At 68.0% G+C, this 25,023-nt stretch carries 21 protein-coding genes; 8 read left to right on the top strand and 13 right to left on the bottom strand.

All coding sequences use genetic code 11. The features are described 5' to 3' along the window. The first annotated feature begins 109 nt into the window (after window positions 1-109). From F0U63_RS00860 to F0U63_RS00850, 3 genes are all read left to right on the top strand, one after another. On the top strand, window positions 110-1,027 hold the full coding sequence (locus F0U63_RS00860; protein WP_395842703.1) for a tetratricopeptide repeat protein: 918 nt from the start codon (window positions 110-112) through the stop codon (window positions 1,025-1,027). A gap of 66 nt (window positions 1,028-1,093) precedes the next feature. After that, entirely contained in the window at window positions 1,094-1,333 is a 240-nt protein-coding gene (locus tag F0U63_RS00855; RefSeq protein ID WP_395842702.1) for an aldo/keto reductase, read from the top strand. Between the two features lie 40 nt (window positions 1,334-1,373). Continuing rightward, complete coding sequence (locus tag F0U63_RS00850; RefSeq protein WP_395842700.1) at window positions 1,374-1,595, top strand: hypothetical protein; 222 nt, start codon at window positions 1,374-1,376, stop codon at window positions 1,593-1,595. Here the strand turns inward: F0U63_RS00850 and F0U63_RS00845 are convergent. Further along, on the bottom strand, window positions 1,571-2,860 hold the full coding sequence (locus F0U63_RS00845) for a serine protease (RefSeq protein ID WP_395842699.1): 1,290 nt from the start codon (window positions 2,858-2,860) through the stop codon (window positions 1,571-1,573). The two genes, F0U63_RS00850 and F0U63_RS00845, sit on opposite strands and share 25 nt — an antisense overlap. A gap of 723 nt (window positions 2,861-3,583) precedes the next feature. Here F0U63_RS00845 and F0U63_RS00840 point away from each other — a divergent pair. Next, a complete protein-coding gene (locus F0U63_RS00840; RefSeq protein WP_395842697.1) occupies window positions 3,584-3,991 on the top strand; it encodes a hypothetical protein in 408 nt (135 codons plus the stop codon). Window positions 3,992-4,118: 127 nt separating this feature from the next. On the opposite strand, the gene F0U63_RS00835 is transcribed toward F0U63_RS00840, so the two are convergent. Further along, on the bottom strand, window positions 4,119-4,349 hold the full coding sequence (locus F0U63_RS00835; RefSeq protein WP_395842696.1) for a hypothetical protein: 231 nt from the start codon (window positions 4,347-4,349) through the stop codon (window positions 4,119-4,121). Between the two features lie 401 nt (window positions 4,350-4,750). Here F0U63_RS00835 and F0U63_RS00830 point away from each other — a divergent pair, with 401 nt between their 5' ends. Beyond that, window positions 4,751-8,146, top strand: a complete 3,396-nt coding sequence (locus F0U63_RS00830; RefSeq protein ID WP_395842694.1) for a DUF4082 domain-containing protein — start codon at window positions 4,751-4,753, stop codon at window positions 8,144-8,146. A gap of 147 nt (window positions 8,147-8,293) precedes the next feature. Here the strand turns inward: F0U63_RS00830 and F0U63_RS00825 are convergent, their stop codons facing one another. The 4 genes from F0U63_RS00825 to F0U63_RS00810 all read right to left on the bottom strand — a co-directional run bounded on the left by F0U63_RS00825 (window position 8,294) and on the right by F0U63_RS00810 (window position 14,591). Beyond that, a complete protein-coding gene (locus tag F0U63_RS00825) occupies window positions 8,294-11,506 on the bottom strand; it encodes a response regulator (RefSeq protein ID WP_395842692.1) in 3,213 nt (1,070 codons plus the stop codon). A 171-nt stretch (window positions 11,507-11,677) separates the two neighbouring features. Then, the gene (locus tag F0U63_RS00820; RefSeq protein WP_395842690.1) at window positions 11,678-12,787 is read right to left on the bottom strand and encodes an alpha/beta hydrolase; all 1,110 of its coding nucleotides are present in this window, start codon (window positions 12,785-12,787) and stop codon (window positions 11,678-11,680) included. 156 nt (window positions 12,788-12,943) lie between these two features. Next, entirely contained in the window at window positions 12,944-13,681 is a 738-nt protein-coding gene (locus F0U63_RS00815; RefSeq protein WP_395842688.1) for a DUF5953 family protein, read from the bottom strand. Window positions 13,682-13,766: 85 nt separating this feature from the next. After that, entirely contained in the window at window positions 13,767-14,591 is an 825-nt protein-coding gene (locus F0U63_RS00810) for a class I SAM-dependent methyltransferase (RefSeq protein ID WP_395842686.1), read from the bottom strand. Between the two features lie 200 nt (window positions 14,592-14,791). On the opposite strand from F0U63_RS00810, the gene F0U63_RS00805 reads away from it, so the two are divergent. Beyond that, entirely contained in the window at window positions 14,792-15,439 is a 648-nt protein-coding gene (locus F0U63_RS00805) for a type IV pilin protein (RefSeq protein ID WP_395842684.1), read from the top strand. A gap of 107 nt (window positions 15,440-15,546) precedes the next feature. Here F0U63_RS00805 and F0U63_RS00800 read toward each other — a convergent pair whose 3' ends face one another. The 3 genes from F0U63_RS00800 to F0U63_RS00790 all read right to left on the bottom strand — a co-directional run bounded on the left by F0U63_RS00800 (window position 15,547) and on the right by F0U63_RS00790 (window position 17,522). Continuing rightward, window positions 15,547-15,831 carry a hypothetical protein gene (locus F0U63_RS00800; protein ID WP_395842682.1) on the bottom strand — a complete coding sequence of 95 codons (285 nt, stop codon included), beginning with the start codon at window positions 15,829-15,831 and terminating at the stop codon, window positions 15,547-15,549. Window positions 15,832-15,919: 88 nt separating this feature from the next. Then, complete coding sequence (locus F0U63_RS00795) at window positions 15,920-16,591, bottom strand: hypothetical protein (protein ID WP_395842680.1); 672 nt, start codon at window positions 16,589-16,591, stop codon at window positions 15,920-15,922. Window positions 16,592-16,676: 85 nt separating this feature from the next. Beyond that, window positions 16,677-17,522, bottom strand: a complete 846-nt coding sequence (locus F0U63_RS00790; RefSeq protein WP_395842677.1) for an SDR family NAD(P)-dependent oxidoreductase — start codon at window positions 17,520-17,522, stop codon at window positions 16,677-16,679. A 323-nt stretch (window positions 17,523-17,845) separates the two neighbouring features. Here F0U63_RS00790 and F0U63_RS00785 point away from each other — a divergent pair, with 323 nt between their 5' ends. Both F0U63_RS00785 and F0U63_RS00780 read left to right on the top strand, forming a co-directional pair. Next, the gene (locus F0U63_RS00785; RefSeq protein ID WP_395842676.1) at window positions 17,846-18,616 is read left to right on the top strand and encodes a hypothetical protein; all 771 of its coding nucleotides are present in this window, start codon (window positions 17,846-17,848) and stop codon (window positions 18,614-18,616) included. Window positions 18,617-18,889: 273 nt separating this feature from the next. Continuing rightward, window positions 18,890-20,116 (top strand): oxygenase MpaB family protein, encoded by a 1,227-nt coding sequence (locus F0U63_RS00780; RefSeq protein ID WP_395842674.1) that lies wholly within the window; start codon window positions 18,890-18,892, stop codon window positions 20,114-20,116. Between the two features lie 18 nt (window positions 20,117-20,134). Here F0U63_RS00780 and F0U63_RS00775 read toward each other — a convergent pair whose 3' ends face one another. From F0U63_RS00775 to F0U63_RS00760, 4 genes are all read right to left on the bottom strand, one after another. Continuing rightward, window positions 20,135-20,983 (bottom strand): PhoD-like phosphatase N-terminal domain-containing protein, encoded by an 849-nt coding sequence (locus F0U63_RS00775; protein WP_395842672.1) that lies wholly within the window; start codon window positions 20,981-20,983, stop codon window positions 20,135-20,137. 157 nt (window positions 20,984-21,140) lie between these two features. Then, the gene (locus F0U63_RS00770) at window positions 21,141-21,650 is read right to left on the bottom strand and encodes a GNAT family N-acetyltransferase (protein WP_395842670.1); all 510 of its coding nucleotides are present in this window, start codon (window positions 21,648-21,650) and stop codon (window positions 21,141-21,143) included. Between the two features lie 4 nt (window positions 21,651-21,654). Beyond that, window positions 21,655-22,998, bottom strand: a complete 1,344-nt coding sequence (locus F0U63_RS00765; RefSeq protein ID WP_395842668.1) for an ATP-binding protein — start codon at window positions 22,996-22,998, stop codon at window positions 21,655-21,657. Beyond that, the gene (locus tag F0U63_RS00760; RefSeq protein WP_395842666.1) at window positions 22,995-24,827 is read right to left on the bottom strand and encodes an ATP-binding protein; all 1,833 of its coding nucleotides are present in this window, start codon (window positions 24,825-24,827) and stop codon (window positions 22,995-22,997) included. The genes F0U63_RS00765 and F0U63_RS00760 overlap by 4 nt, the downstream gene beginning before the upstream one ends. Between the last annotated feature and the right edge of the window lie 196 nt (window positions 24,828-25,023).

Below are 25,023 nucleotides of genomic sequence, written 5' to 3'. Positions count from 1 at the left end.
GCGCCTCACGGAGGACTGTGCTGGCGGCAATGCAAAGACGTGCCTGGACCTCGGCAGGCGCTACCGGTGGGGCCTCGAAGGCCCCCTGGGCGCCAGTCGCGCCGCCGCGATGTTCCAGAAGGCCTGCGAGGGCCGGAATGCCGAGGGGTGCTACAACCTCGGCGTGAGCTACGAGAAAGGCAGCGGAGTCCCCCAGGACGCGAGTCGTGCCGCCGCGCTGTATCAAGAGTCCTGTGAGGGCGGGGCGTTCCTGGGTTGCAACGACCTGGGTTTGAGCTACGAGAAAGGCAGCGGAGTTCCCCAGGACGATGTCCGCGCTCGCGAGTTGTATACGAAGGCGTGCGATGGTGGAGAGGTTCAGGGTTGCACCAATCTTGGCTGGCTCTACGATCGCGGGAGAGGAGTCCCCGAGAACGAGCGCCTTGCCGCCGCGCTGTATGAGAAGGCCTGCGATGGCGGGAATGCCCAGGGGTGCTACAACCTTGGCTCGGCCTACGAGAACGGCAACGGTGTCCCCAAAGACAAGCGCCGCGCCCTCGCGTTGTATGATAGGGCCTGCGAGCGTGGGCTGGCCGAGAGCTGCTACGCCCTCGGCGCGAAATACGCTCTTGGCTACGAGTACGGAGCCGACGTCGCCAAGGACAAGCGCCGCGCCATCTCGCTGTTCGAGAAGGCTTGTGAGGGCAGGTATGCCAAGAGTTGCAACGGCCTTGCCATAGACTACCTGCTGGGCGATGGAGTTCCCAAGAGCGTGTACAGCGCCGTCTCGCTGTTCGAGAAGGCCTGTGAGTACGGGTATGCCGATAGTTGCAACAGACTCGGCGTATACTATGAGAAGGGCAACGAGGTCCCCCAGGACTTGAGCCGCGCCGCCGCGATGTATGCGAAGGCCTGCGAGGGCCAGCATGCCGAGGGGTGCTACAACCTCGGCATGAGCTACGAGAAAGGCAGCGGAGTCCCCCAGGATGCGGCTCGGGCCGCGGAGCTGAAGCAACAGGCCGCCGCACGTGGATTTCGAGCCAGGTAGTTCCAGCAGTGGCACCGGCGTGACGACGCCCTGATCGACCAGCTCGCCGCCAGGGGTACGGCCTACGTGCCGTACTTCCCACTGGGCGGGTACACGCCGCTGCAGTCGAGCGCGCTGAACGACGTGGCCGCGCGGCTGGGCGCGACACCCATACAGGTTGCGCTGGCCTGGCTCCTGCACCGGTCTCCCAACGTGCTTCTCATCCCAGGCACGTCGTCGGTCACACACCTCAGGGAGAACCTCGCGAGTGCCACGCTGCTGGACCAGGCCATCATCCAGGTGGTGTCTCCGATCGTCGCGAGGTAGTCGCGGCGGTTGGGATTGCACCGCACGGGACCTCCTCATCATGAAACGTCTCGTCATTGGCCTCGCCCTGCTCGTCGGCTGCACCACCACCACCCGCCAGGCCGAGCCGCCCGCGAGGGCGGAGGCGCCACGGGAGCAGGACCGCTGCTATGTGTTCGAGAGCAAGAAGCGGCTCAGTTTCACGCGCCTCGAGCACATAAAGTGCGGGAGAGCCACTAAACTGGGGCAGGCTCAAGGCTACGGCTGGCACACGGGTGAATAGTAGAGGTTGCCGTTGTGGGTGAAGGGGGTCGTGCCCGAGGGCGGCGTGCCCACATAACAGTTCGCGCCATCATACCCGCTCCCGCTCATCGGGCAGGTGGGCACGCGCACGGGAGAGTAGTAGAGGCTGCCGTTGTGGGCGAAGGGGGTCGTGCCCGAGGGCGGCGTGCCCGCGTAGCAATTCGCGCCGTCATACCAGCTCCCGCTCATCGGACACTGATTGCCGGCCACCGGCGAATAATAGAGGTTGCCGTTGTGGGTGAAGGGGGTCGTGCCCGAGGGCGGCGTGCCCACATAACAGTTCGCGCCATCATACCCGCTCCCGCTCATCGGGCAGGTGGGCACCCGCACGGGAGAATAGTAGAGGCTGCCGTTGTGGGCGAAGGGGGTCGTGCCCGAGGGCGGCGTACCCGCGTAGCAATTCGCGCCGTCATACCAGCTCCCACTCATCGGGCAGGGCACGCAGTTCATCTGGCTGTCGATCCACGACACGAAAGAGGAGACGCGCGAGAAAACCGTGTACGTGTTGCAAATGCCACCCCGGCCCCAGCTCACGACCCCCACCAACTGCACCGGGTTGCCCTGGGTGACGAGCGGGCCTCCGCTATCGCCGTGACAACCACCCCGAACGCCATTGAGGAAGCCAGCGCACAGCTCGCTTCCCAGCAGATCACGAGCCAATGGCGCCGCATTACAGCTCGCATTGCCCACGACGGGGAGGGTGGCGGTCATCAGCAGGTTGGACGCCTGATTGGCATTCGCGGAGGTCCAACCCCATCCGCTCACTGTGTGGGAGACATTGTTGGCCGTGGTGCTCTGTAGCGCGATTGTCTGGACGGCTCCATTGAGGGTTGCCGGAGTGTCCAGCTCGACCAGGGCCACGTCATTCACTGGCGCACCGCTCTCATAGTGAAAGCCAGGGTGGAGGATGAAGCGGCGCACGGTGTGAGACTGCTCGGTCGGCTCGGGCAGGTTGATACGACGATCTCCCAGGATGATCCTCGTGCTGCCTGGGGAGATGCCATCGACGCAGTGGCCCGCCGTCAGGACCCATTTGGGGTGGATGAGCGAGCCACCACAGTAGTGACTCCCATTCACGGTCATGCGCGTCTGCCAGGGAAACTGCCCCGCCGCGGCGGCCGTACCCCCAATGATGTCCTGCTCCTGCTGGCCAAGCTCCGGCTGGGGAATTGATTCCAGGTCTTGAGGACTACAGCCCCAGCACAGCACCGAGGCCAACACGGCGGAATACAGACGCTCTCTCATGCTTGTCTCCCAGATGAACGGGCGTGACTTGGATCCATGCGGTGAAAACACACACGTGGACGACGCGTGTTGGATCCGGGGCGTACCTGTGCACCCAACGTGCCAGAACTCGCGGAATGCAACTTTCCCTCGGCAGCCGTCGGGAGGGCGCAGTGGAATGGCTATCGCTGTTGCTCACGAGACCACACCCGAATTGCTCCGTGTTGCGTTGACGGCATCAATCTCCCTTCGGCGTATAGGCGGGCCAGAGGAGGAGAGCCCGTCCTTTGCCGCGAAGGAGGAGGAGCCGAAGACCTTCAATCCTTCCTATGCCCTGGCGCAGCAGCCCGGCCCAATTCCAGGCCGGTGTGAATTTTCTTGATAAGGCGTCAGGTTTGGACCGAGAGCTTCTGCAATCCCCCTCATTTTCCTAATCAACTCTGGGAAGCCTCCAGTAAAAGCATGGACGCCTCATCTTTGATGGATGAGCCCATGCTGACGGTTGTCCAGAGAGAAATTGGAGTGACCATGAAGACGCTTCTATTCGTGATCCCGGTTCTGATGGTTTCGGTGGCCTGTGGAGTGCCTGAGGAGCAAGGCTCCGGCCAGGAGGCCGCAATGAGCGCGGACCTGGCGACGCAGGAGCAGGAGCTCGGCGCTTTGTACACCTGCGGTAGCCAGTGCCCTTCGGGTTACTATGCCGCGAATAGCAACAGCAATCCTGCCTGTTCCGCCTATGGCAATGTGCAGACTTACTGTCTGTCGCTCGCGGGCGGCTCTTATTACCAGTGCGGAACTGTCTGTAGCCCGGGCTACTACGCGACGAACACCACCACCTCCTCGGCGTGCAGTGCGGGCTTTGGTGGAGTGCGGACCTACTGCCTCTCGCTCCCGAGTAGCTCCTACCCCTATGAACAGTGCGGAACCAACTGTGCTCCGGGCTACTATCCGCAGCACACCTATTACAACCCGGCGTGCAGTGCGGGCTTTGGCGGCGACCGGGTCGAATGCCAGCCGCTCCCGAGTGGCACCTCCCCCTATTACCAGTGCGGCACGACTTGCGCCTCGGGCTACTACGCTACGAGCACCACCTATAACCCGTCGTGCAGTACAGGCTTTGGCGGAGTGTGGACCTACTGCTTGCACCTGTAGAGTTAGTACTATAGTCGGACTTCCTGAATAGGCAGGGGGCGAGCAGACGGTTGAGAATCCCAGGCTCCTGGGCGAGGTGCCCCAGGCCCGGCGGCACGGTGTGCGGCGGGCCGGGGGCGGACTCGGGCTACTGGATGGTGACGCCGCAGCGGTACGAGTCGGTAGACAGATCGCCCCAGTCCGTGGCGGTGACGAGGTTGAAGGCCTCACCGAAATAGCCGCGCGAATAGACCGGAACGCCGATGGGTCGATCAGGTTGCCGAGGGCACAGGTGGTGCAGCCACCACTGGTGATGTCGTCCTCGTTGGGCGAGAACCGCGTTGTGATGGCGTTTCAGCCAATCCACCGCACCATCCACGGCTGAATGCTCCTGGGGACGGCGTCCCTGCAACTCCTCGCAATCGAGTCAACTCCTCCATCCAGAGGCTCCACCGAAGGGTCATTCAACATCGCGCGCGGCACGGGCACGTATACACGAAACGTGGTGGACGGGTAGCCCGTGACGAACCGGGAGTTCATCCCGAAGGAGCTGGCGGCAGGCGTGTGGTTGAAGCTCTCAGGCCGGGTGGTGTTGCCGCGGCACCAGGACTCGGGCAGGCCGCGAGCGCCCGGAGGGACGAACATCGTCACCCACCCGCGCGAGTCCCGGGCTTGTCACCCCATTGTGTCATTGTGGATGAAGCAACCCGTCAGGAAGATGGGGCCGCGCGGTTGCCTACCGCGTCGAGGCACGACTCCACCCCCATCAGGAACGTCCCAATGACACAACATCCCCAATGGCTCCCCCGAGCCGTCCAGCACCTGCTCCGGTGCGCGACCACGGCGCTCGCGTTGGCCCTCCTGGCCCTCCCTCCCGGGAGCGCGCACGCGCAGACGGCCTTCTCCCTCTTCGCCCCCAACAGCACGCCCGCCGTGCCCTCGGTGACGAATGACTCCACCCCGGTGGAGCTGGGCGTGAAGTTCAAGTCCGACGTGGCGGGCGACATCGTCGGCCTCCGCTTCTACAAGGGCGGCGGCAACACCGGCACCCACCTGGGCCACCTGTGGAGCGCCACCGGGCAGCTGCTCGCCTCGGCCACCTTCGTCAACGAGACGGCCACCGGCTGGCAACAGGTGACGTTCTCCACCCCGGTGTCCATCGCCGCCGACACGACGTACGTGGCCTCCTACCACGCGCCCAACGGGGCCTATGCCTTCACGGACTCGGGCCTCATCGCGGGTGTGGACAGCCCTCCCCTGCACGCGCTGCCGGGCAGCACCACCAGCGGCGGCAATGGCGTCTTCAAGTACGGCCCCTCCGGCACCTTCCCCACCGACAGCTTCCGCAACTCCAACTACTGGGTGGACGTGGTCTTCCGGCCCGCGGCGCCGGTGAGCATCTGGCCGTCCACCGCCACACCGGTCACCGCCTCGGTGAGCAATGACTCCCGCCCCGTCGAAGTGGGCGTGAAGTTCCGGACCTCCGTGACGGGCAACGTGGTGGGCGTGCGCTTCTACAAGGGCGGGAGCAACACCGGCACCCACGTGGGCCACCTGTGGAGCGCCACCGGGCAGTTGCTCGCCTCGGCCACCTTCGTCAACGAGACGGCCACCGGCTGGCAGCAGGTGACGTTCTCCACCCCGGTGCCCATCGCCGCCGACACGACGTACGTGGCCTCCTACCACGCACCCAACGGAGCCTATGCCTTCGACGACGCGGGCCTCGTCAACGGCGTGAATGCTCCGCCCGTGTCCGCGCTTGCCGGCCCCACCAGCGGCGGCAACGGCGTCTACGCGTATGGGCCCTCGGGCACCTTCCCCACGGGCAGCTACCGCGACTCCAACTACTGGGTGGACGTCCTGTTCCAGGCCACGGGCGCGCCGCCGCCGGAGCCCCCTCCGCCGGGCAACACCTTCAGCCTCTTCCCCTTGAGCGCGACGCCCGGCACCCCCACCGCCCAGGACACGTCCTCCACCGAGGTGGGTGTGAAGTTCCGCTCGGACGTGGACGGCCGGGTGAAGGGCATCCGCTTCTACAAGGGCGGGGGCAACACCGGCACCCACGTGGGCAACTTGTGGAGCGCCTCCGGCCAGCTCCTCGCCAGCGCCACCTTCACGAGCGAGACGGCCACGGGCTGGCAGCAGGTGACGTTCGCCTCGCCGGTGTCCATCACCGCCGGCACCACGTACGTGGCCTCGTACTTCGCGCCGGCTGGCGGCTATTCCGCCGACCTGGGCGGGCTGGCCAACGGCGTGGACGCGCCGCCCCTGCACGCGCTGCCGGGCAGCACCACCAGCGGCGGCAACGGCGTGTATGCCTATGGCGCGGCGTCCAGCTTCCCCACCAGCAGCTACCAGAACGCCAACTACTGGGTGGACGTCCTCTTCGAGTCGAACGGCCCGCCGCCGCGCCCGGGTGTCACCGGCTCCGGCCCGGTGCTGCTGGCCACCGACCCGGCCAACCACTTCACCGACTATCTGAAGGAGATCCTCGAGGCCGAGGGCATCGCCTCGTTCGCCTCCACCGACGCGGGCAACATCGGCACGTCGGTGTCGCTCGAGGACTACCGGGTGCTCATCCTCGGCGAGACGACGCTGAGCGCCGCCCAGGTGACGCTCGTCACCCAGTGGGTGAACGCGGGTGGCAGCCTCATCGCCATGCGGCCCTCCGCCAACCTCGACGCGCTGCTCGGCCTCAACCCGTCCACGGGCACGCTGTCGGAGGGCTACCTCCTGCTCGACACGACCCAGGCGCCGGGCGCGGGCCTCACCGCGGAGACGATGCAGTACCACGGCACCGCGGACCTGCACACGCTGGCCGCCGGCACGCGCGCCATCGCCACGCTCTACTCGAGCGCCACCACGCCCACGTCCTCCGCCGCGGTCAGCCTGCGTCCAGTGGGCAGCGGCACGGCCATCGCCTTCGCGTACGACCTGGCGAAGTCCGTCATCCTCACGCGCCAGGGCAACCCGGCGTGGCAGGGGCAGAACCGTGACGGCTCCAACATCGGCCCGGGAGCGCGCTCCAACGACATGTTCTACGGCAACGCGTCCTTCGACCCGAAGCCGGACTGGGTGGACATGAGCAAGGTGCAGATTCCCCAGGCGGACGAGCAGCAGCGCCTGCTGGCGAACCTGCTCCACCTGACCAGCGCCGTCCCGCTGCCGCGTCTCTGGTACTTCCCCAGCGCGAAGAAGGCCGTGGTGGTGATGACGGGTGACGGGCACCCGGGTGGCGCCACCGTGCAGCGCTGGCAGCAGTACCTCAACGCCAGCCCCGCGAGCTGCAACGTGAATGACTGGGAGTGCGTGCGCGGCACCGTCTATGACTTCATCGGCGGGCTGACGGCGACGCAGGCCGCGGCATACGAAGCGCAGGGCTTCGAGTACGCCCTCCACGTCAACACCGGCTGCGCGGACTACACGGCCGCCACGCTGGACCCGAACTTCTTCACGCCGCAGCTGGCGAACTTCGCCGCGTCGTACCCGGGCATCTCCGCGCCCACCACCAACCGCACGCACTGCATCGCCTTCAGCGACTGGGCCACGCAGCCGAAGGTGTCGCTGCGCCACGGCATCCGGCTGGACACGAACTACTACTACTGGCCGGACTACTGGGTGCAGGACCGCCCGGGCCTGTTCACCGGCTCGGGAATGGCCATGCGCTTCGCGGACGTGGACGGCACGCCCATCGACGTCTACCAACTGGCCACGCAGATGACGGACGAGTCCGGCCAGTCGTACCCGCTGCACATCGACACGCTGCTGGCCAACGCGCTCGGCTCCAAGGGGTACTACGGCGCGTTCAACGCCAACATGCACGTGGACACGGATCCGTCGGCGGGCTCCTCGGGCTCGGCGGCCATCATCGCCTCGGCCCGGCGAGAGGGTGTGTCCGTCATCACCGCGAAGCAGTTGCTCGCCTGGCTCGACGCGCGCGAGGCCACCCGGGTGTCCTCCGTGGCCTTCACCGGCACGGCGCTCTCCTTCACCGTGGCCACCCCGGCGCGCAACCTGTCGCTCATGGTTCCCACGCGGACGGCGACGGGCCGCACGCTCGTGTCCGTGAGCGTCAACGGCACGCCGGTGACGACGGTGCCGCAGACCATCAAGGGCGTGGGCTTCGCGTTCATCAACGGCGCGCAGGCGGGCACGTACACGGCCACGTACAACTGAGTCGCGGTCCGCTCCGTTCTTCGGGGGGGGAACGCGGCGGGGGCTACGGGGTCACTTGGGAAAAGCGCACCTTCTGCACCCCCTCGCTCATCCGCAGGGCGAGGGGCGCGCACGTGTACCCGGAGCGGCGCTGGACGTTCCGCGGCTTCAGGAAGGCTTGCGCGCCATCGTCCGTTTGCCTGTCGCCTTGTTCAGGGCCACCGCCAGGTCCTTGGGGGTGTAGGGCTTCAGCAGCACCACGGCGTCCGACAGGCCCGATTCCGCCCGCCCCGCGTCGTCGCCGCTGGCGAAGATCACCTTCAGCTGCGGCCAGCGGGCGACGGCCTCGCGCGCCAGCTCCGCGCCCGAGCGCCCCGGCAGCCCCACGTCGGTCAGGAGCACGTCCGCCTGGCAGGTGGGCAGCACGGTGAGCGCTCTCTCGGCATCCTGGGCCTCCACCACCACGTGACCCTGATCCACCAGGTGCTCGGCCGTGTTCGAACGGATGAGTTCGTCGTCCTCGACCAGCACGACCGTGAGGCGGCGTGGCACGTCCTCCGCCGCCGGGCTCGGGGCGGAGGCCTCCGTCCGCTGTTGCTTGACCAGCCGATGCTGCGCTTCGTTGCCCAGCACGTGCCGCACCTTCCGGGCCAGGGCCTCGCGCGTGTAGGGCTTGGAGAGCAGCTCCACCCCCGGGTCCAGCCGCCCGTGGTGGACGATGGCGTTCTCGGTGTAGCCCGAGGTGAACAGCACCCCGAGGTGCGGCAGGCGCTCCTTGGCCTTGCGGGCGAGTTCCGGGCTGCGCAGCGGGCCGGGCATCACCACGTCCGTGAACAGGAGATCGATCGGGATTCCGCTCTCGATGACGCTCAGGGCGCTGGCCGCATCGCGGGCCTTGAGCACCCGGTAGCCAAGTTCGGAGAGCAGGCCGACCGCGGTCTCCCGCACGTCGTCGTCGTCCTCGACCACCAGGAGGGTCTCGGTCCCGCCGCGCACCGGCGCCTTGCTGATGTCGGTGAGGACGTCCTCGCTCTGGGCGACGCGCGGCAGGTACAGCTTGATGGTCGTGCCCTCGCCGACCTCGCTGTAGATCTTGATATGGCCGCCGGACTGCTTGACCAGTCCGTGCACCATCGAGAGCCCCAGACCGGTCCCCTTCCCTTCCGGCTTGGTGCTGAAGAAAGGCTCGAACACGCGCTCCAGGATGTCCGGCGGGATCCCGGTGCCGGTGTCGGTGACGGCGATCATCACGTATTGACCGGGCTTCACCTCCTCGTGCTGGCGCGCGTACTCGTCGTCCAGCAGGGCGTTACCCGCCTCGATCGTCAGCCGGCCGCCGTCCCGCATGGCGTCCCGGGCGTTGATCGCCAGGTTGAGGATGGCGTTCTCGATCTGGTTCGGGTCGACCAGGGTGTTCCACAGCCCGCCCGACACCACGGCCTCGATCTCGATGTCCTCGCCCAGCGCCCGCCGCAGCAGATCGTCCATGTTCTTCAGCAGGCGGCCCAGGTTCACCACCTTGGGCTCCAGCGGCTGACGACGGCCGAAGGCCAGCAGCTGCGAGGCCAGCTTCGAGCCTCGCGCCACCCCGGCCATGGCGTTCTGCACGCGGGTCTCGGCCCGGGCGTTGCCGGCGATGTCCTTGGCCAGCAGTTGCAGGTTTCCGCTGATCACCTGCAGGAGGTTGTTGAAGTCGTGGGCGACGCCCCCCGTGAGCTTGCCGAGGGCCTCGATCTTCTGGGCCTGGCGGAGCGCCGCCTCCATCTTCTGCCGCTCGGCCGTCTCCCGCCGCAGGCGCTCGAGCGCGTCCGCCAGCTCGTCCGTGCGAGCCGCGACCCGCTGCTCGAGCGTCTCGTTCAGGTGCTGCAGTTGCTCCTCGGCGCGCTTCTGGTGCGTGACGTCGTAGCCGTCGACGAAGATGCCGGACACCTCGCCGTCCGGCGCCATGATCGGCTGATAGACGAGGTGGACGAAACGCTCCTCCAGCGCACCGCCGCGCGCGCGCTGGATCATCACCGGCATGTTGCGGCCCACGAAGGCCTCGCCCTGGGTATAGACCCCGTCCAGCAGCTCGAAGAAGCCCTGGCCATTGATCTCCGGCAGGGCCTCGCGCACCGGAAGGCCGATCAGGTCCCGGTGGCCGACCAGCTGCAGGTAGGCGTCGTTGACCAGCTCGAACACGTGGTTCGGGCCGGACAGGATGCACATGAAGCTGGGAGCCTGCTGGAACAGCGTGCGGAAACGGTCGCGCTCCTGGGTGCGCAGCTCGACCTCGGAGGACAGCTGCTCATTGGCCTGGCGCAGGACCTCGGCCGCCTTCTGGCGCAGCTCCACGGCCTCCGCCAGCGCCGCGGCCCTCTGGTGCGCGGCTTCGTGCGCCTCGGCGCTGGCCAGGCTGGACGCCACCTGCCCCACCAGGAGCTTCAGGAACGGCACATAGCTCTCGTCCACCGGGCGGTAGGGGTTCAGCCCGACGATCATCGCGCCTCGCGGACGCTCCCCGCCCTGGCCGATCAGCGCAACCACCGCGGCGGTGGTCGGCGGCCTGTCCCAGGCGCCCTTCGGCAGGGCCTCACGGCCGCGGAGGTCCACCGTCACGTTGGCCTCGCCGGCCCAGATGGGACCCAGGTCCCAGATGTCGCCGCTCGGGGCCAGGGCCGCGGGCGCGCAGCCATGGTCGGGCCCCATCCCGATCGCGCAGGCCAGCTGCCCCCGGCCCTCCTCGTCGAACAGATAGGTCAGGCTGAAGGGCAGATCGTGCAGATTGCCGCCGAGCCCCTCCCGGACGGCGTCGATCACCTCGGCCCGGCTCGAGGCCGGAGCGAGCCGGGAGGCCAGCTCGCGCAGCGACGCCAGGCGCCGCTCGCTGATCACCCGGTCCGTCTCTTCCGAGACAGCGCAGAACACCCCTTCCACCTTGCCGCTGTCGCCGATCAACGGGCTATAGGAGAAGGTGTGGTAGGTCTCCTCGGGATAGCCGTTGCGGTGCAGGAGCAGCAGCAGGGCCCGGTCCCAGGTCGACTCTCCCCGCTCGTAGACGGTCCGCAGGCGCTCCTTGATGTCGTCCCAGATCTCGGCCCACAGGATCCGGGTCGGCACCCCGAGCGACTTCGGGTGCTTGACCCCCAGCGTCGGCCGGTAGGCGTCGTTGTAGAAGAAGTGGATGTCGGGGCCCCAGCCCAGCCACATCTCGAACCGCGAGGTGAGCAGCAGCCGGAGGGCCACCTTCAGCGCGTTCGGCCAGCTCTCCGGCGCGCCCAGGGAAGTGGAGGCCCAGTCGTGAGCCCGCATCAGCCTGGCCATCTCGCCGTCACCGACGAAGATGTCGCCGGAGGGTTCCTGCTGCTGCTCCTTCGACGTCACGGGATGCGATCTCAACATGGAGGGAGCACCACTAGCCGCGGAAACGGGCTCCCACCACCCTGAAATGCAAGTTGAACAAGGGCCTTTCGCCGCTTGGTTGGCTGCTGAAAAAGAGGCCGGCCCGGGGCACCCGCCGCGCTGGAACGAATCCACGGCGCGATGGACGGCATCTCCTCAAGGAGAGGGGATTCACCGCGCGCAGCCGGGCGCGGGACCCGGACCCGTGCCCACGAGCCGTGTCGACCACTCCTGGGCCACGGCGAACCATTGGGGCGCGTCCAGGAGGGTGTTGAGCATATGGCCCGCGCCGGGCAGCACCCAGGCCTCGGCACACGGCACCCGCGGGCCGAGCCGGGGCGCCTCGAGGGCGAGCAGCGTCTGGGCGTCCGCGCAGAGGTTGCCGCCGGGGGTGAGGGTGGGGCCGCAGAAGAGCGTGTCCCTGGAGCCGTTGGCGAGCAGCACCGGGACCTGGATGTCCAGCGGACGCGCGAGGACGAGGGGAAAGAGGGAGAACTCGGTGAGCGTCAGCGTGCTCTTGGTCCGCTCGTCGAGGGCGATCACCGCGGGGTCCGCCTTGCCCGGCGCATAGAAGGTGATCTGGCGCGAGGAGGGCACGGTGGTCAGGTACGTCGGGTCATAGCCCTGGCCGAAGAAGGCCGGATCCAGGAAGGCGGGCCTCAGGGGCAGCAGGACATTCAACGGGGCGGTGGGCTGGAAGGTATGGCTCACGCCGCTGAGGATGACGCCATCGACATCCTGGTAGTCGGTCGCCTCGTACCAGGCGGTGAAGGAGCCGTAGGAGTGGCCGACGAGCACCACCTTCTCGAAGCCGATGGCGCCCGTGGGGCCCCGCACCGCGCCCGCGCGCAGCGCCTGGATCACCTGGTGGACGACGTAGGCGTTGGACTCGATGGTGACGAGGGCGCCCAGGGGACGGGAGCTCGCCCCGCCGCCGATGCGATCCATGGCCAGGGTGGCGAAGCCCGCCTCCAGCGCCGCGTTCACGTACGAGTAGCGCGCGGTGCCGCCCGTGGGGTCCGGGAAGTCCCAGTACAGGTGGGTGTAGGTGATGCCGTGCACGAGCACTTGCACCGTGGCGGGCGGCGGGCCCTCGGGCAGACACAGGCGCGTGAACACCTGTTGGTCCTTGTGCAGGCCGGGCGCGAGCGCCACCGCGATGAGATTGTCCTGGCAGTTCCGCCCAGCCGCGAGCACCGGAGTCCCCGGCCCGAGGAGTGCGCCCAGCACGCTCAAACCCAGTGCCAGGTTGGCGAGCCTCCGCCACGTCCACGTCGTCATGTCCATCCCTTCAGGCAGTCAGGTGGATACCCTACCGCCAGCGAGTGGTGTTTCACGAGGCCCCCTCCCCGCAGGGCCACCAGGGTTGTCCGCGAAGACACCTTGACCCCGCGCGTCACCAAGGAGGTGACGGCGAACCCGAGCGAGAACACAAGCTCATGAAGCGCCGTTGAAGGTCCGGTCGATGGGCGCTCCGCCCATCCGTGGAAATCGCTTGTAGCCGCGCAGGAGCGCGTCGATGTGGGTGGGATTACCCAGGTCGAGCGGCATCTCCGTGAGCCGCACCAGCCACCCGCCTGTCGCGGTGCGCCTGGCCCGCGAGAGCAGGTCCGCGTCACGAGAGGGATCCGGAAAACCGAGGGACCGCGCGGCGGCGGCCGACCAGTAGTTCAGCCACCCCAGGTGCCAGGGAATGCCAGGGGAGCGGGTGTCCTCCGAGCGCTCGGGCATGGACCGCCCCGGAGGAGGGACTCGCGGCTCCATCCCCGCCACCATGTCGTTCGGCGTCGCATGCCCCCAGTACGCACGGACCCCCTCCGCCACCCGCTCCAACAACTCCTCCGCCGCCGCGCTGTCGACCGCGCCCAAGGGCCACTTCGCATGGACTTCGAATTGGGCCCGCCCTCCCGGAGAAAGCGCCGCCGGCCGTTCCCACCCAATGAGTGTCACGAGATGGCCCGCGCCTGCGTCGCGCGCGTGCACGGCCTCCTCGCGGAGCCAGGCCTCGCGCTGAGGCGATGGGATGAACCGCCCCTCGTGGGAGACCGACCAGGCCAGACGCAAGCCCGCGGGCGCGTGTCCCGGCCCCGACGCAACGGAGAGAATACGCTCGTCATTGCTCTCGAGCTCTGGGGCGTAGACGCCGAAGATGATGGATTTGCGAGAGGCCGTCATCCTGGAACCAGACCATGGCGATGACACCCAGGCGTAGGGGAATCGACGAAAAGTCCTCGGGTTGGGTGACGAGTCGCTCCGTCCCCTAGAACGCATAGCGCAGGTGACGGATCAGGTGCCGATAGAACGGCAGCCGGCCCATGACTGCGTGCATCGCCCCGGAGAACCTGTTCCTGGACAGCCGTTCGACCAGCCCGGGCATCGTCAGGAACGAGACGTCCTCGGCGAGGTGGAGCTTCGGGACCTGCTTCTCGAGTTCGTGCGGATCGTCGACTCCCCAGACGAGCTCGACCTTCGCGCCGCGCACCGTCGCGAGGCGGGAGACCAGGCGCACCATCGCTCCGCTGTAGCCGTCGAACGCGAGCTGCCCGCTCGGAAACCGCTCGGTGATCCGCCGGAACAACGCCGTCCCGTCCTTCTCGTGCAGGTACATCACCAGTCCCTCGGCGACGACGAGCACGGGCGTGTCTCCGGGGATCGCGTCGAGCCAGGAGGGCTCGGTCACCGAGGCGCCAATCCGCCGGTAGCCCTCGCGCTCCGGATACAACTGCTCGCGCAGGGCGATGACGTCGGGAAGGTCGACGTCGAACCAGCGGACCTTCGGCCCCGGGTCGATCCGGTACACGCGGGTGTCCAGGCCGCAGCCAAGGTGCAGGACCGTCGACTCGGGGTTCGCGGAGAGGAACGCTCGCGTCCACTGGTCGAAGTGCCAGGCCCGCATCGGCAGGGTGATCTCGCCCCCCTTCGGGAGCTTCAACGCCTTGAAGTCGTAGTCGATGCGCGCCGTGGCGTCCGCCGCGAATCGATCGCCGAGGATGGGATTGTCGACCGCGGCATCCATCGCCTTGCCGTACAGCGTGGCGAGGTACGTTTCCTTTTCCCTGCTCAGACGAATCTTCTTCGCTTCCATCGTTGCCTCGAGGACGGAGTGACCCGATTCGTCACCGTCCGCCGAAAAATGTCACTCCCCGCCCCCAGGCCCACCGAAGTGGCCCCTCATTCCGAGGGCCTGGCCGCCCGCCTGCACTGGCATGGCTCGTGCTGAGAGGCCTGGAGCACGAACTCCACCCGCGAAGCGACGCCCTCCTCATTGCCCCCAGAAGGAAACCCATGCACCGTCTCACCGTTCGCAAGCACCGAGGCTTCACGTTCATCGAACTCATGCTCGTGCTGGTCATCATCGGCATCCTCGCCGCCATCGCCCTGCCGAACTTCCTCAAGCGCCAGAGCCTCTCCAAACAGGCGGAGGCCAAGGCCAACCTGAAGACCTGGTTCTCCGCTCAGCGCGCCCACTACCAGGAGTACGGCAAGTACTCGGCGCTCGTGCATGACGTGGGCTTCTCGCCCGAGCGTGGCAACCGCTACGCCTACTACTTCTCACACGTCAATAGCTGCATCATCCGCCAAGCATCGGGCGTCATCGACCCCTGGTACGCGAGCTGCGTCACCGTCGACGGGGCGGAGTTCCCGAACAGCGCCCCGATGCCCGTTCCCATTACACCGACCAGCATCCAGTACGACGGCGAGGGCGCGAACCCGGGCATGCCCGGCCTCGGCGGCTGCACCACGGGCATCGGCTGCAACATCTCCGGACTGGCCGCTGGCGACATCGACGACGGCGACCCCACGGGCACCGACACCTGGTGGATCTCGACCAAGAACGCCGTCTCGATCCAGGCAGTCTGCGGCAACGCGGAGACCGAGAGCGTCGCCGGCGAGCCGTACCTCGCCTACAACGACGTCGACTGCGATACCTGACGCGCAAGGACCCTCGTCACCGCTCGCGGCCCCCCCATGCGCGAGCGCACCAGCTTCTCCAGCGAGGCCGACATGCTGAAGATGAGTCCTGGGAGAGGAAGGCACCCCTACTCCTGATACAAGCGGTATAGATTGTCTAAATCCCTGGGCTTCCAGGGAGCACCCTCGAAGATGGCGCCATCCGCGAAGAATTGAATGTGAACTTCCTGGATTTTGGTGTCGGGGGCGAGATCGGCATAGGCGATCCGGTTCCCGCTCCCATCCACGACATCCGTCTTGAACGAAATGCGTCCATGCGTGATGTGCTTTTTGAGCTTCGAGACCGCGCTCTCCTCTTCGCTAGCGGTTGGACTGGTGATGACCTGCTGCCACAAGGGTTCAATTTTCTTCATGTCGGACATTGAGCTGCAGGAAAGAATGAGCGCGCAAATGGAGAAGAGCACCGTCCAGTTGCGCAGGCCCCACCGGAGAGGCCTGGGCTCAGGTGATTTTCTTGGCCAGAAGCGTCTCATTCAACCATCCCATGTAAACAGCATCGTGACGCGGCATGATGACCTCGCCGCTGTTCATGACCGAGGCATAATCCTTGTTGTGCGGGCTCGAACTCTCGTACTCGTCATCGAGCCCCAGCATATGACCAAACTCGTGAACGACACCCCGCTGCTTGTAGATGGCACCCGTGAGTTTGTCTCGTTGCTTGACAGCAAACGTCAAATCTTCGGAGTCCAGGGAAGTATTACCGCCAACGGAGTTGACGGAGCTGACGTCGAACGAGCCTTTCGGAACCTTCTTGACGGTGAGTTCCCAGTGGTCAAGCATCCAACCTCCGATCTTGGTTTGGAACCGGAAATCAACTCCGACTGACTTTCCAGACTTCAGCGTCTTGATTGTGCGGCCCCCACCCCAGGTCTGCTGTATCGCGGCCCGCCACTGATTGACAAAATCTACTTTTTCAAAAGCCGTCCAGCTCAGCTTCCCGTCATCCTTGAAGAAAAACTGAATCTTCATGAAGGCAACCAGGATGTAATTCCCGGAACGCTGCTGGGCCAGATACAGATCGTAGGCATCATTGACTCCCAACAGGCCTATCGTTCCCGAACGATAGTCCGTCACGTAATCAATCAGCTTCTCATCTGGATTCAGCACGCCCATGGGTCCCCCCCTCTCCGACATGGAGAGATGCACTGGGATGACAATCTACAGTAACTAGCCCCCCAGCGGCTTCGATTCCCGCCGCTCACCGCTCGCGGCCGCCCCCCATGCGCGAGCGCACCAGCTTCTCCAGCAGGCGCCCTCCCTGGGCGATCCGCTCGGGAGACAGCCGCTTGAGCCGCCACAGCCACCGGCCCACCCGCATCGGCACCACGTAGAACTCGTCCTCCTCCACCCCCCGCACACACGCCCGGGCGATCTCGTCCGGCCCCACCGGGGACTTGTCCACCAGGGTCGCCGCCAGCTCCTGCAGCCGCTGGCCCGCCTCGTCCGGCCCCACGAGCCAGGCGGCCGCGATGTTGGTGCGGAAGAACGTGGGACACACCACCGACACGCCAATGCCCACCGGCTTGAGCTCCGCCAGCAGCGTCTCCGACAGCGACACCACCGCCGCCTTGGACACGTTGTAGGGCGCCAGGAAGGGCGCCGACAACAGCCCCGCCGCCGAGGCCACGTTCAGCACGTGCCCCGAGCCCTGCCGGCGCAACAGCGGCACGAAGCTGTGGCAGCCATGGATGACCCCCCACAGGTTCACGTCCAGCACCCGCTTCCACTCCGCCAGCGGCAACTGGCCCACCTCGCCCGCCGCCGCCACCCCCGCGTTGTTCACCACCAGGTCCACCCCGCCCAGCACGCGCTCGCACTCGCGCGCGAGCGCGTCCACCTGCTCGGGCTTCGTCACGTCGCAGGCCACCGCCCACGCCTCCCCCCCCGCCTGCCCCACGCGCCGCGCCGTCTCCCGCGCCTCGGCCTCGTTCACGTCCGACACCAGCACCCGGCCCTGGCGCTGCGCCAACGCGAGGCACAGCGCCCGGCCCAGTCCACTGCCCGCTCCGGTGATGACCGCTCGGGGTCGTTCGGGAAGGCGCATCTCGTCGATTCCTCACAGCGCGGGCCCCTCGCCCGTGCAGACGCAGTATGCCCCGAGCCGCCCGTTCTCCGATGCGCTCCCCCTCCGCCCGCGTTCGCCCGGCGCTGCCTCGTTCCAGCCACCGCCGTCAACCCACCACCCGTCACGAAAAACGTCGTGAAATCAGTATTTTCCGCACCAGGTGTGCTCCTGTACCACCTGGTCGTTCGTGTCGCGAGGAGACGGGCGGCTTCCCTGGATTACTCACTTCCACGTCACCGCCGCATGGTGCATTCTGATCCACCGCGCCGCCCGGCACGAGACTCCCCATCCAGGACCGCTCCATGATTCGTCTTTCCACCCTGGTGACTGTGGTGACCCTGCTGCTGGCCCCCGCGCCCTTGTGGGCGATGGAGGCCCCCCTGGTGCCCAGGGACGCCGAGGCCCTGGCGCGGCGCCTGGGAGAGACGACGTGGGGGATGGAGGAGCTGCTCGCCGGCAAGGTGGAGCAGGTGGTGGTCACCCTGCGCATGGAGGAGCTGAACGGGGAGGGCCAGGTGAAGCACGTCCAGGAGCGGGTGGACCGCTTCCGGCTGAAGGATGGCCAGCAGCACCGGGAAATCCTCCAGGCGAGCAAGGACGGCGAGGACGCCACCGAGGCGCTGCGCAAGGACCTGGAGGAGCGCCAGCGCAAGGGACAGGGGCGCGCGGAGTTCAGCTCGGTGAACCTGCCCTTCGCCTCCGCGTCGCTGGCGCTGCACCGCTTCTCGCTCGCGGGGCCGGATCCGAAGGATCCCCAGCGGGTGCGCCTGCGCTTCGAGCCGCGCAACGACAAGGCGCCCTGGGTGCACAAGGGCGAGGCGCTGGTGAACCCGAGCACCGGCCAGCTCCTGCGGCTGGACTACAGCCCGTCCATCCTCCCGGACATGGCCGAGCGCGTGGACGTGCGCATGGAGTTCCGTCCGCAGCCGGGCGTGGGCCAGGTGCTCGACACGCTGCATGTGGAGGCCGAGGGCGGCTTCCTCTTCTACAAGAAGCGCCTGCGCATCACCGCGCGCTACACCCAGCTGGTGCTGCCCAGTGGGACGACGGCGCTCGTGTCCACCTCGAATTGAGTGAGTCCTCGCGGGTCGTCCCCAGGTACAGGTCTCCGGGTCCGCCCCCACCGTTCCCCTTGGAGACAGTGACGCGGCCGGACAGCCGGTGGGGTGCTCACGGGTTGATACAAACCCTCGAGGGAGGAGACACCCCGCGACACTTCCCGTGGCGGCCACGCTGAATCTCCCCCGAGCGGGCACGGCCTCCCGGCACGGCGGGAGCAGCTGCATTAAGCTGTCCTGCCGCGGGGGGGGAGCGGTTCAGCAGAGCGCCCGCGAGGAGTGACATACATGCCGTCGAGCCTCTGGACTCACGACTTCCTGGACGCGATGCGCACGAGGACGGATCCGCTCGCCGACGGAGTCATCGAGACGCTGTTCGCGGATGGAAAGGTCGGCGCGGTCAATCACTTGATGAGCACCCTGGTGAGCAACGGCGATCTGCCCTCGAACCAGTTGCCTGTGTATGTGATGGAATACCTGCTGCGCACGAAGGCGTGCGTGCCACGGCTGGACACCGGCAAGCTGCGCCAGGGCCAGGAAGTCTTCGAGTGCTACGGCCCCGAGGTGATGATGATCCTCGGCTTCTACTCCCTGCCGGCGGCGTACGCGGCGCGCAAGGGCGTACAGGTGCTCCACCGCACGGGCTCGCTGCGCCACCAGCCCGTGCGCCGCGTCTTCGAGACCGCGCAGATGGTGGTGGATGTGATGAGCCAGGGAGGCCTGGAGCCCGACGGCCGCGGGGTGCGCACCACGCAGAAGGTGCGGCTGGTGCACGCGGCCATCCGCCACATGATCCGCCATGACCGGCGCCAGCCCTGGGACGCGCGGGAGCTGGGCGAGCCCATCAACCAGGAGGACATGGCCGGCACGTTGATGACGTTCGCCCATGTGGTGCTCGAGGGCCTGCGCGCGTTGCGCATCGAACTGGACCCCGCCCAGCAGGAGGCGTGGATCTACGCCTGGAGCGCCGTGGGGCGCATCCTCGGTGTGGACGAGCGGCTGCTGCCCGAGGACGGGGACGAGGCACGCCAGCTCACCCGGCTCGTGCGCGAGCGGCAGATCCAACCCTCCCCCGAGGGCATCACCATGACGGCCGCCCTCATCGAGGGCATGAAGGAGCTGGTGCCCGACTTCCTCGAGGGACTGCCCGCGAGCATGATCCACTTCTTCCTGGATCAGGACCAATGGGGAGGCCTCAACGTGGCGGACATGCTGCACGTGCCCCGGCCCGACTGGACGGCCAGCATCGCCCAGGCCATCCCCTCCATGGAGGGGCTCACGGAGGGGCTGACCGACTGGGTGGGCGATCACACCTTCCTGCCGGCCCGGCTGCTGCGGCTGCTCAGCAAGGACATCGTCGAGGCGATGCTGCGGGCGGAAGCCCGGGGCCAGCGCACCCACTTCCACATTCCGCAGCAACTGCAGGACCGCTGGAACCTCAAGCCGGTGGGCCGGGTGCCGCCCCCGCCTCCGGGGCAGCAGACCCCGACGGACTCCACCCGCCGGGTCGCCTGAGCCCTGGCCCCCCTCGGCTCAGGCCGCGAACGGCAGGCGCCAGGGACGTTCGCGGCGGGAGGGACGCGCCGCGGACATGACGGGCCGCGCCACCGGGCGAGCCGGTCCGGCGAACAGCTCCCAGGACGGACGGATGGGCAGGTAGTCGCACAGGATGCGCCGCGTGTTGTCTTCCCACCCGGAGCCCGGCACGTCCCCCTCCCAGAGCACGAGGAAGGGGTGCTGCGCGTGCACCTGCCGCACCACCGGGTGGGTGCGCCAGGCACGGCACAAGTCCCGGCGCGCCCGGGCCGACAGGCCGCGGAAGGAGCCGTCCTCGTGGAGCGAGTCCCCCAGCAGGAGGATGAAGTCGAGATCCTCCTCGTGCCGCGGCAGGCGCCGGCCGGTGTCATCGCCAGAGCCCAGCAGATCCCGATAGCTGGCCACCACGAAGTGCAAGGGTCTGTCCGAGGCGAGGGCCGGGCCCGTGCGGGTGCGGCCGTGGGGAGAGCCCAGGTAGCGGCCGTTCTTCTCCAGGACGAAGCGGTAGTGGTAGCGCGTGCTCGGCGCCAGGTTCGTCACCCGCACCTTCAGGGTGTGGTCGCGCACGGGCGTGGTGCACAGCCCCGGCACCTCCAGCACCCGGTGCTCGAAGTGCTCGTCCCGGGCCACCTGGAGGGTGAGCACGAGCGGGGTGCCCGGGTGGGAGGGGTCCACCGCGCGCGTCCACAACACCACGCCATCCGCGCCGGGCTCTCCCGACGCCACCGACTGGGGAAAGTACGCGCTCCCGTCCTCCACGGCGCTCGGCGCCCCAGGCGCCCGGAGGCGGCCTTGCGCTGGAGCGACGAGGGTCAGGACATTCGGGTGGGGCGGAAACACGGGCACGGCGACCTCCGCTTCTCGGCCGGGCCTGGAAGACCCGGGGAGCAGAACGACGGTACGCACCGCATCCACATGTCCCTCTACGACCGCGGGGCAGCTTGTCCACCACCCGCCAGCCGCCCACCGCGAAGCATCCACTTCCCGGCAGGAGCCACCGGGCTCACTCCCCGTCCGGCGGCTCCAGCTCGCGCGTCATCTCCACCATGGTGGGGCGCCAGCCGAGCCGCTCGAAGAGCCGCCGCGCGGACTCGTTGCCCACCGCGGCCATCAGCATCACCCGCGGCACGCCCAGGGCGCGCAGCCGCCGCACCACCTCCTCGGCCAGCCGCGCCCCCACCCCGGCGCCCCGCGCGGACTCCTCCACCCACAAGTCATGCAGCTCGCCATGGGCGTCGCGCAGGGCGTTCCAATCCCGAGACTCCGCGGTGCCATAGGCGTAGCCCACCAGCTCGCCCTCCCGCTCGGCCACGAGCACCACGGCGCGTCCGTGCGCGAGCTCCCGGCCGAGCCACCACTGGTAGCCGGACTCCACGTCCCCTCCCGGCAACATGAAGCGCCGGGTGTCCAGGGCGTGGTGCATCCGCACGAGCCGGCCCCCCATGCGGCCGAGGGCCGGGGCGTCCTCGACCCGGGCGGGACGGATGAGCACTTCGGACCCCGCGGCCGCCATCGCGCTACACCGAGGCCGAGGATGACTCGGCGGGAGCCCGGGGCAGCTTCACCCGGAAGGTGGAGCCCTTGCCCGGCGCGCTGTCCACCTCGATGGCGCCCCCCAGCCCCGAGATGATGCCGTAGCAGATGGACAGGCCCAGGCCCGTGCCCGTGCCCGGCGGCTTCGTCGTGAAGAAGGGATCGAAGATGCGGCCCAGGTGCTCGGGCGGAATCCCCACCCCGTTGTCGCGCACCTCCACCAGCACCCAGTCCTCGCGCTGGTGCGCGCTGATGCTCACCTGGGGCTCGGCGCCCTCCTTGATGGCGTAGCCGGCGTTGTTGAGCAGCCCGAGGAAGACCTGCTCCAGGCCCTGCTCGCTGCCCCACACCGGGGGGACGTCCTGGAAGTCGCGGATCACCCGCGCCCGGGGCCCCAGGTTGTAGCTCGCCCCGCTGAGCGCGTGGTCGAGCACGTCGCGCAGGTCCACCTGCTTCTGCGGCTCACCGTCCAGCCGGGAGAAGAGCCGGAAGTCATTGACGATGCGCAGGATGCGCTCGGCGCCGATGAGCGCGTCGGCGCACACGTCGCTCAGCTCGCTCGCGTCCACCGGCCGTCCCCCCTTGGTGGACTCGTCCAGCTCCGAGCGCAAGAAGCCCACGCTCGCCATGATGACGCTCAAGGGGTTGTTGATTTCATGCGCCAGTCCCGCCGTCAGCCGCCCGAGCGCCTCCAGGCGCTGGGCCTGCACCAGCCGGGCCTCGAGCTTGGCGCGATCCTCCATCTCCTTGCGCAGCCGATCATTGGCCACCGCCAGCTCGCGCGTCCACTCCTGCACCTCCTGCTTGAGGTCCTCCATGCGCTTGTGGCTCTGGCGCAGGAGGCTCCACTTCTCGCTGAGGGCGTGCGCGAGCTGACGCACCTCGATGTTGTCGAAGGGCTTGCGCAGGATGAGCAGGCGCTGGCTGATGCCCAGCCGCTGCGTCATCTCCTCCCAGGAGTAGTCGGAGTAGGCCGAGCAGAGCACCACCTGCAGGTCCTCGTCTTCCTTCCACAGACGCAGCGCCGTCTCCACGCCGTCGATGCCCGGGGGCATGCGGATGTCCACGAAGGCCAGCGCGTACGGCTTGCCCTGGGACAGGGCGGCCTTCACCAGCCCCACGCCCTCCTCGCCCTGGTAGGCCGAGTCCACCACGAAGCCCGCGTCCACGGGCGCCGCCGCCACGTCCCCGAAGAGCGCGGCCTCCATGGCGTCCAGCGCGGCGGTGGCCGGCGGAGGGCAGAGAATCTTACGGAAGTCCTGGTGGATGGCCTGGTTGTCGTCCACCACGAGGATACGGCGGTTGGGTGTGATGGTGGGGGCAGTCATGCCCTGCTCTCCTCTCCCGACATGGGCAGATCAATGGTGAAGGTGGCGCCGTGACCCCGGCCCTCGCTCGCGCAGGAGAGGAACGCGTCCATCTCCCGTGCCGCCAGCGCGCTGATGTGGAGGCCGAACCCGTGGCCATCCTTCTTCGTCGTGAACCCCTGGGTGAACAAGCGCGGCGCATCCTCCGGCGCGATGCCTATCCCATTATCCTCCACCGCGATACGGACCCGCTCGGGGGGCACCCGCTCCACCCGGATGGTGAGCAGCTTGTCCGGCCGCCCGCTCTCCATCAGGGCATGGCCCGCGTTGGTCAGCAGGTTGAGGAGGATTTGCAACAGCTTGTGTCGATCCAACCGGACCATCATCGCCTCGGTGTACTCGCGCCGCACCCCGATGCCCTGGCGCTCCAGGGACACGGCGTGCAGCCGCAGCGCGTCATCCAGCAACTCCGTCACGTCCAGGCGCTCCACCACGCCCGAGAAGTGGGCGTGCTCCTGTTGCATGCTCACCACCGACTTGATGTGCTCCACGCTCTTCTGCAGGGTGCATACCTCGTCCAGGAACTCCTCGCGTTCCTCGGCGAGCTGACCAGCGAGCGCCCCAAGATAGCCGGGCAGCTGCCGCCCGCGCGCGTCCTGGGAGAAAAAGGCGCATAAGTCCCCCTCGTGCTCGCGCAAGAGGCCCGTGGCGCGTTGGAGGCCGCCGGGCACGCGCGACTGGTGGAGCCGCTCGGCCAGCAGGTTCACCGACACGTTGACGCTGTTGAGCGCGTTGCCCACGTTGTGCAGCACCCCGGTGGCGATCTCCGCCATGCCCGCCCGCCGGGACACGTCCAGCAGGTTGCGGTGCATCTCCCCCAGGCGCGCCTCGGCCTCCTTGCGGTCGGAGATGTCGCGGCCGAACAAGGTCATTCCCACCACCCGGCCCGCGGCGTCGAGCACCGGGGTGAGCGACAGGTCCAACACGCGCGGGTGTTTGAGCGTGGAGGGCGAGGCCTCGAAGCGCACGCGCCTGCCGGAGAAGACCTTCGCGCAGCACGCCTCCCAGCGCTTGCGCAGCGACTCGGGCGCGCCGGGGGGCAGCAAGGGCTTGCCCGGCTCCGGCTCCTCCCCGAGCAGCTCCCGGTACACCTCCACGAGCGCCGTGTTGGCCGCGATGAGCCGCCCCTGGGCATCCACCGAGCACACGACGTCCTCGGTGTTCTCCAGCAGGCTCGTCAGCTTGCGCTCATGCTCGCGCTGCGCCCGCAGGGCCTGCTCGAGCGCGCGGTTGGCGTGGTCGCGCGCCACGATGAGCAGGCAGCACAGCGCCCACGCCCCGAGCATGAAGAAGGCGGTGAAGAAGTTGCGCACCCCGAGCCCCGGCATCCGCGCGTGCACCAGCGGCACCACCACGGCCGCGTTCAGCCCCCCCACCAGCGTGAAGAACAGGCCCGGACGCGGTCCCAGCAGGTAGACGGACAGCAGGGGGATGAGCATGCAGATGGGATGCGCTCCCTCGGGCGTGTCCTTCACGTTCAGCGCGGCGACCATGACGCCGCCGGTGAGCATCGTGCACACCACCAGCGCCGCGGGACGCGTGGTGGCGCCCCAGCGCAGCGTCAGCAGCGAGAGCCCATACCCCAGGCCGCACACCATCCCCATGGGCACCATGCCCGGGGCTGGCAGCACGGGCACGTAGAAGAGCAGGAACAACACGTCGCACAGCAGCATCACGCTGGTGGTCGCCACCAGCAGCCGACCCCGGTCCAGCTCCTGGCTCGAAGCACAGCGCAGCCGCTCGGACAGCATCGCGTCCAGCACGGCCAGCAGCCGGATCGCGAAGCCCACGCGCGCCCCCTCCCGCGGCCGCGACGTTCCGGCTCCTTGTGCTCCCAACATCCTCGTGGACATGCTCGGCATGGATTCGGGCTGCCCCGGCGCCCGCCGCCGGAGTATGCCCCAAACCCGTCAGGCCTCGCAGACCGGATCAACCGGACTCCATCGCCGAAGCCGGGACCCGCTGAGTCCCCGATTACCCATGTGG

Origin of the sequence: Cystobacter fuscus (assembly GCF_044360685.1) — a bacterium.
GTDB classification, from domain to species: domain Bacteria; phylum Myxococcota; class Myxococcia; order Myxococcales; family Myxococcaceae; genus Cystobacter; species Cystobacter fuscus_C.
The sequence above is the reverse complement of the archived record's forward strand: the minus strand, read 5'-3'. Positions and strand labels throughout refer to the sequence as shown.

Excerpts from the sequence above, each read along its gene's own strand:
- F0U63_RS00780 (WP_395842674.1), top strand. The coding sequence starts at position 18,890 with ATGCCGTCGAGCCTCTGGACTCACGACTTCCTGGACGCGATGCGCACG.
- F0U63_RS00805 (WP_395842684.1), top strand. The coding sequence starts at position 14,792 with ATGCACCGTCTCACCGTTCGCAAGCACCGAGGCTTCACGTTCATCGAA.
- F0U63_RS00820 (WP_395842690.1), bottom strand. The coding sequence starts at position 12,787 with ATGACGACGTGGACGTGGCGGAGGCTCGCCAACCTGGCACTGGGTTTG.
- F0U63_RS00860 (WP_395842703.1), top strand. The coding sequence starts at position 110 with ATGTTCCAGAAGGCCTGCGAGGGCCGGAATGCCGAGGGGTGCTACAAC.
- F0U63_RS00770 (WP_395842670.1), bottom strand. The coding sequence starts at position 21,650 with ATGGCGGCCGCGGGGTCCGAAGTGCTCATCCGTCCCGCCCGGGTCGAG.
- F0U63_RS00825 (WP_395842692.1), bottom strand. The coding sequence starts at position 11,506 with ATGTTGAGATCGCATCCCGTGACGTCGAAGGAGCAGCAGCAGGAACCC.
- F0U63_RS00785 (WP_395842676.1), top strand. The coding sequence starts at position 17,846 with ATGATTCGTCTTTCCACCCTGGTGACTGTGGTGACCCTGCTGCTGGCC.
- F0U63_RS00810 (WP_395842686.1), bottom strand. The coding sequence starts at position 14,591 with ATGGAAGCGAAGAAGATTCGTCTGAGCAGGGAAAAGGAAACGTACCTC.
- F0U63_RS00850 (WP_395842700.1), top strand. The coding sequence starts at position 1,374 with ATGAAACGTCTCGTCATTGGCCTCGCCCTGCTCGTCGGCTGCACCACC.
- F0U63_RS00800 (WP_395842682.1), bottom strand. The coding sequence starts at position 15,831 with ATGAAGAAAATTGAACCCTTGTGGCAGCAGGTCATCACCAGTCCAACC.
- F0U63_RS00845 (WP_395842699.1), bottom strand. The coding sequence starts at position 2,860 with ATGAGAGAGCGTCTGTATTCCGCCGTGTTGGCCTCGGTGCTGTGCTGG.
- F0U63_RS00765 (WP_395842668.1), bottom strand. The coding sequence starts at position 22,998 with ATGACTGCCCCCACCATCACACCCAACCGCCGTATCCTCGTGGTGGAC.
- F0U63_RS00815 (WP_395842688.1), bottom strand. The coding sequence starts at position 13,681 with ATGACGGCCTCTCGCAAATCCATCATCTTCGGCGTCTACGCCCCAGAG.
- F0U63_RS00795 (WP_395842680.1), bottom strand. The coding sequence starts at position 16,591 with ATGGGCGTGCTGAATCCAGATGAGAAGCTGATTGATTACGTGACGGAC.
- F0U63_RS00830 (WP_395842694.1), top strand. The coding sequence starts at position 4,751 with ATGACACAACATCCCCAATGGCTCCCCCGAGCCGTCCAGCACCTGCTC.
- F0U63_RS00790 (WP_395842677.1), bottom strand. The coding sequence starts at position 17,522 with ATGCGCCTTCCCGAACGACCCCGAGCGGTCATCACCGGAGCGGGCAGT.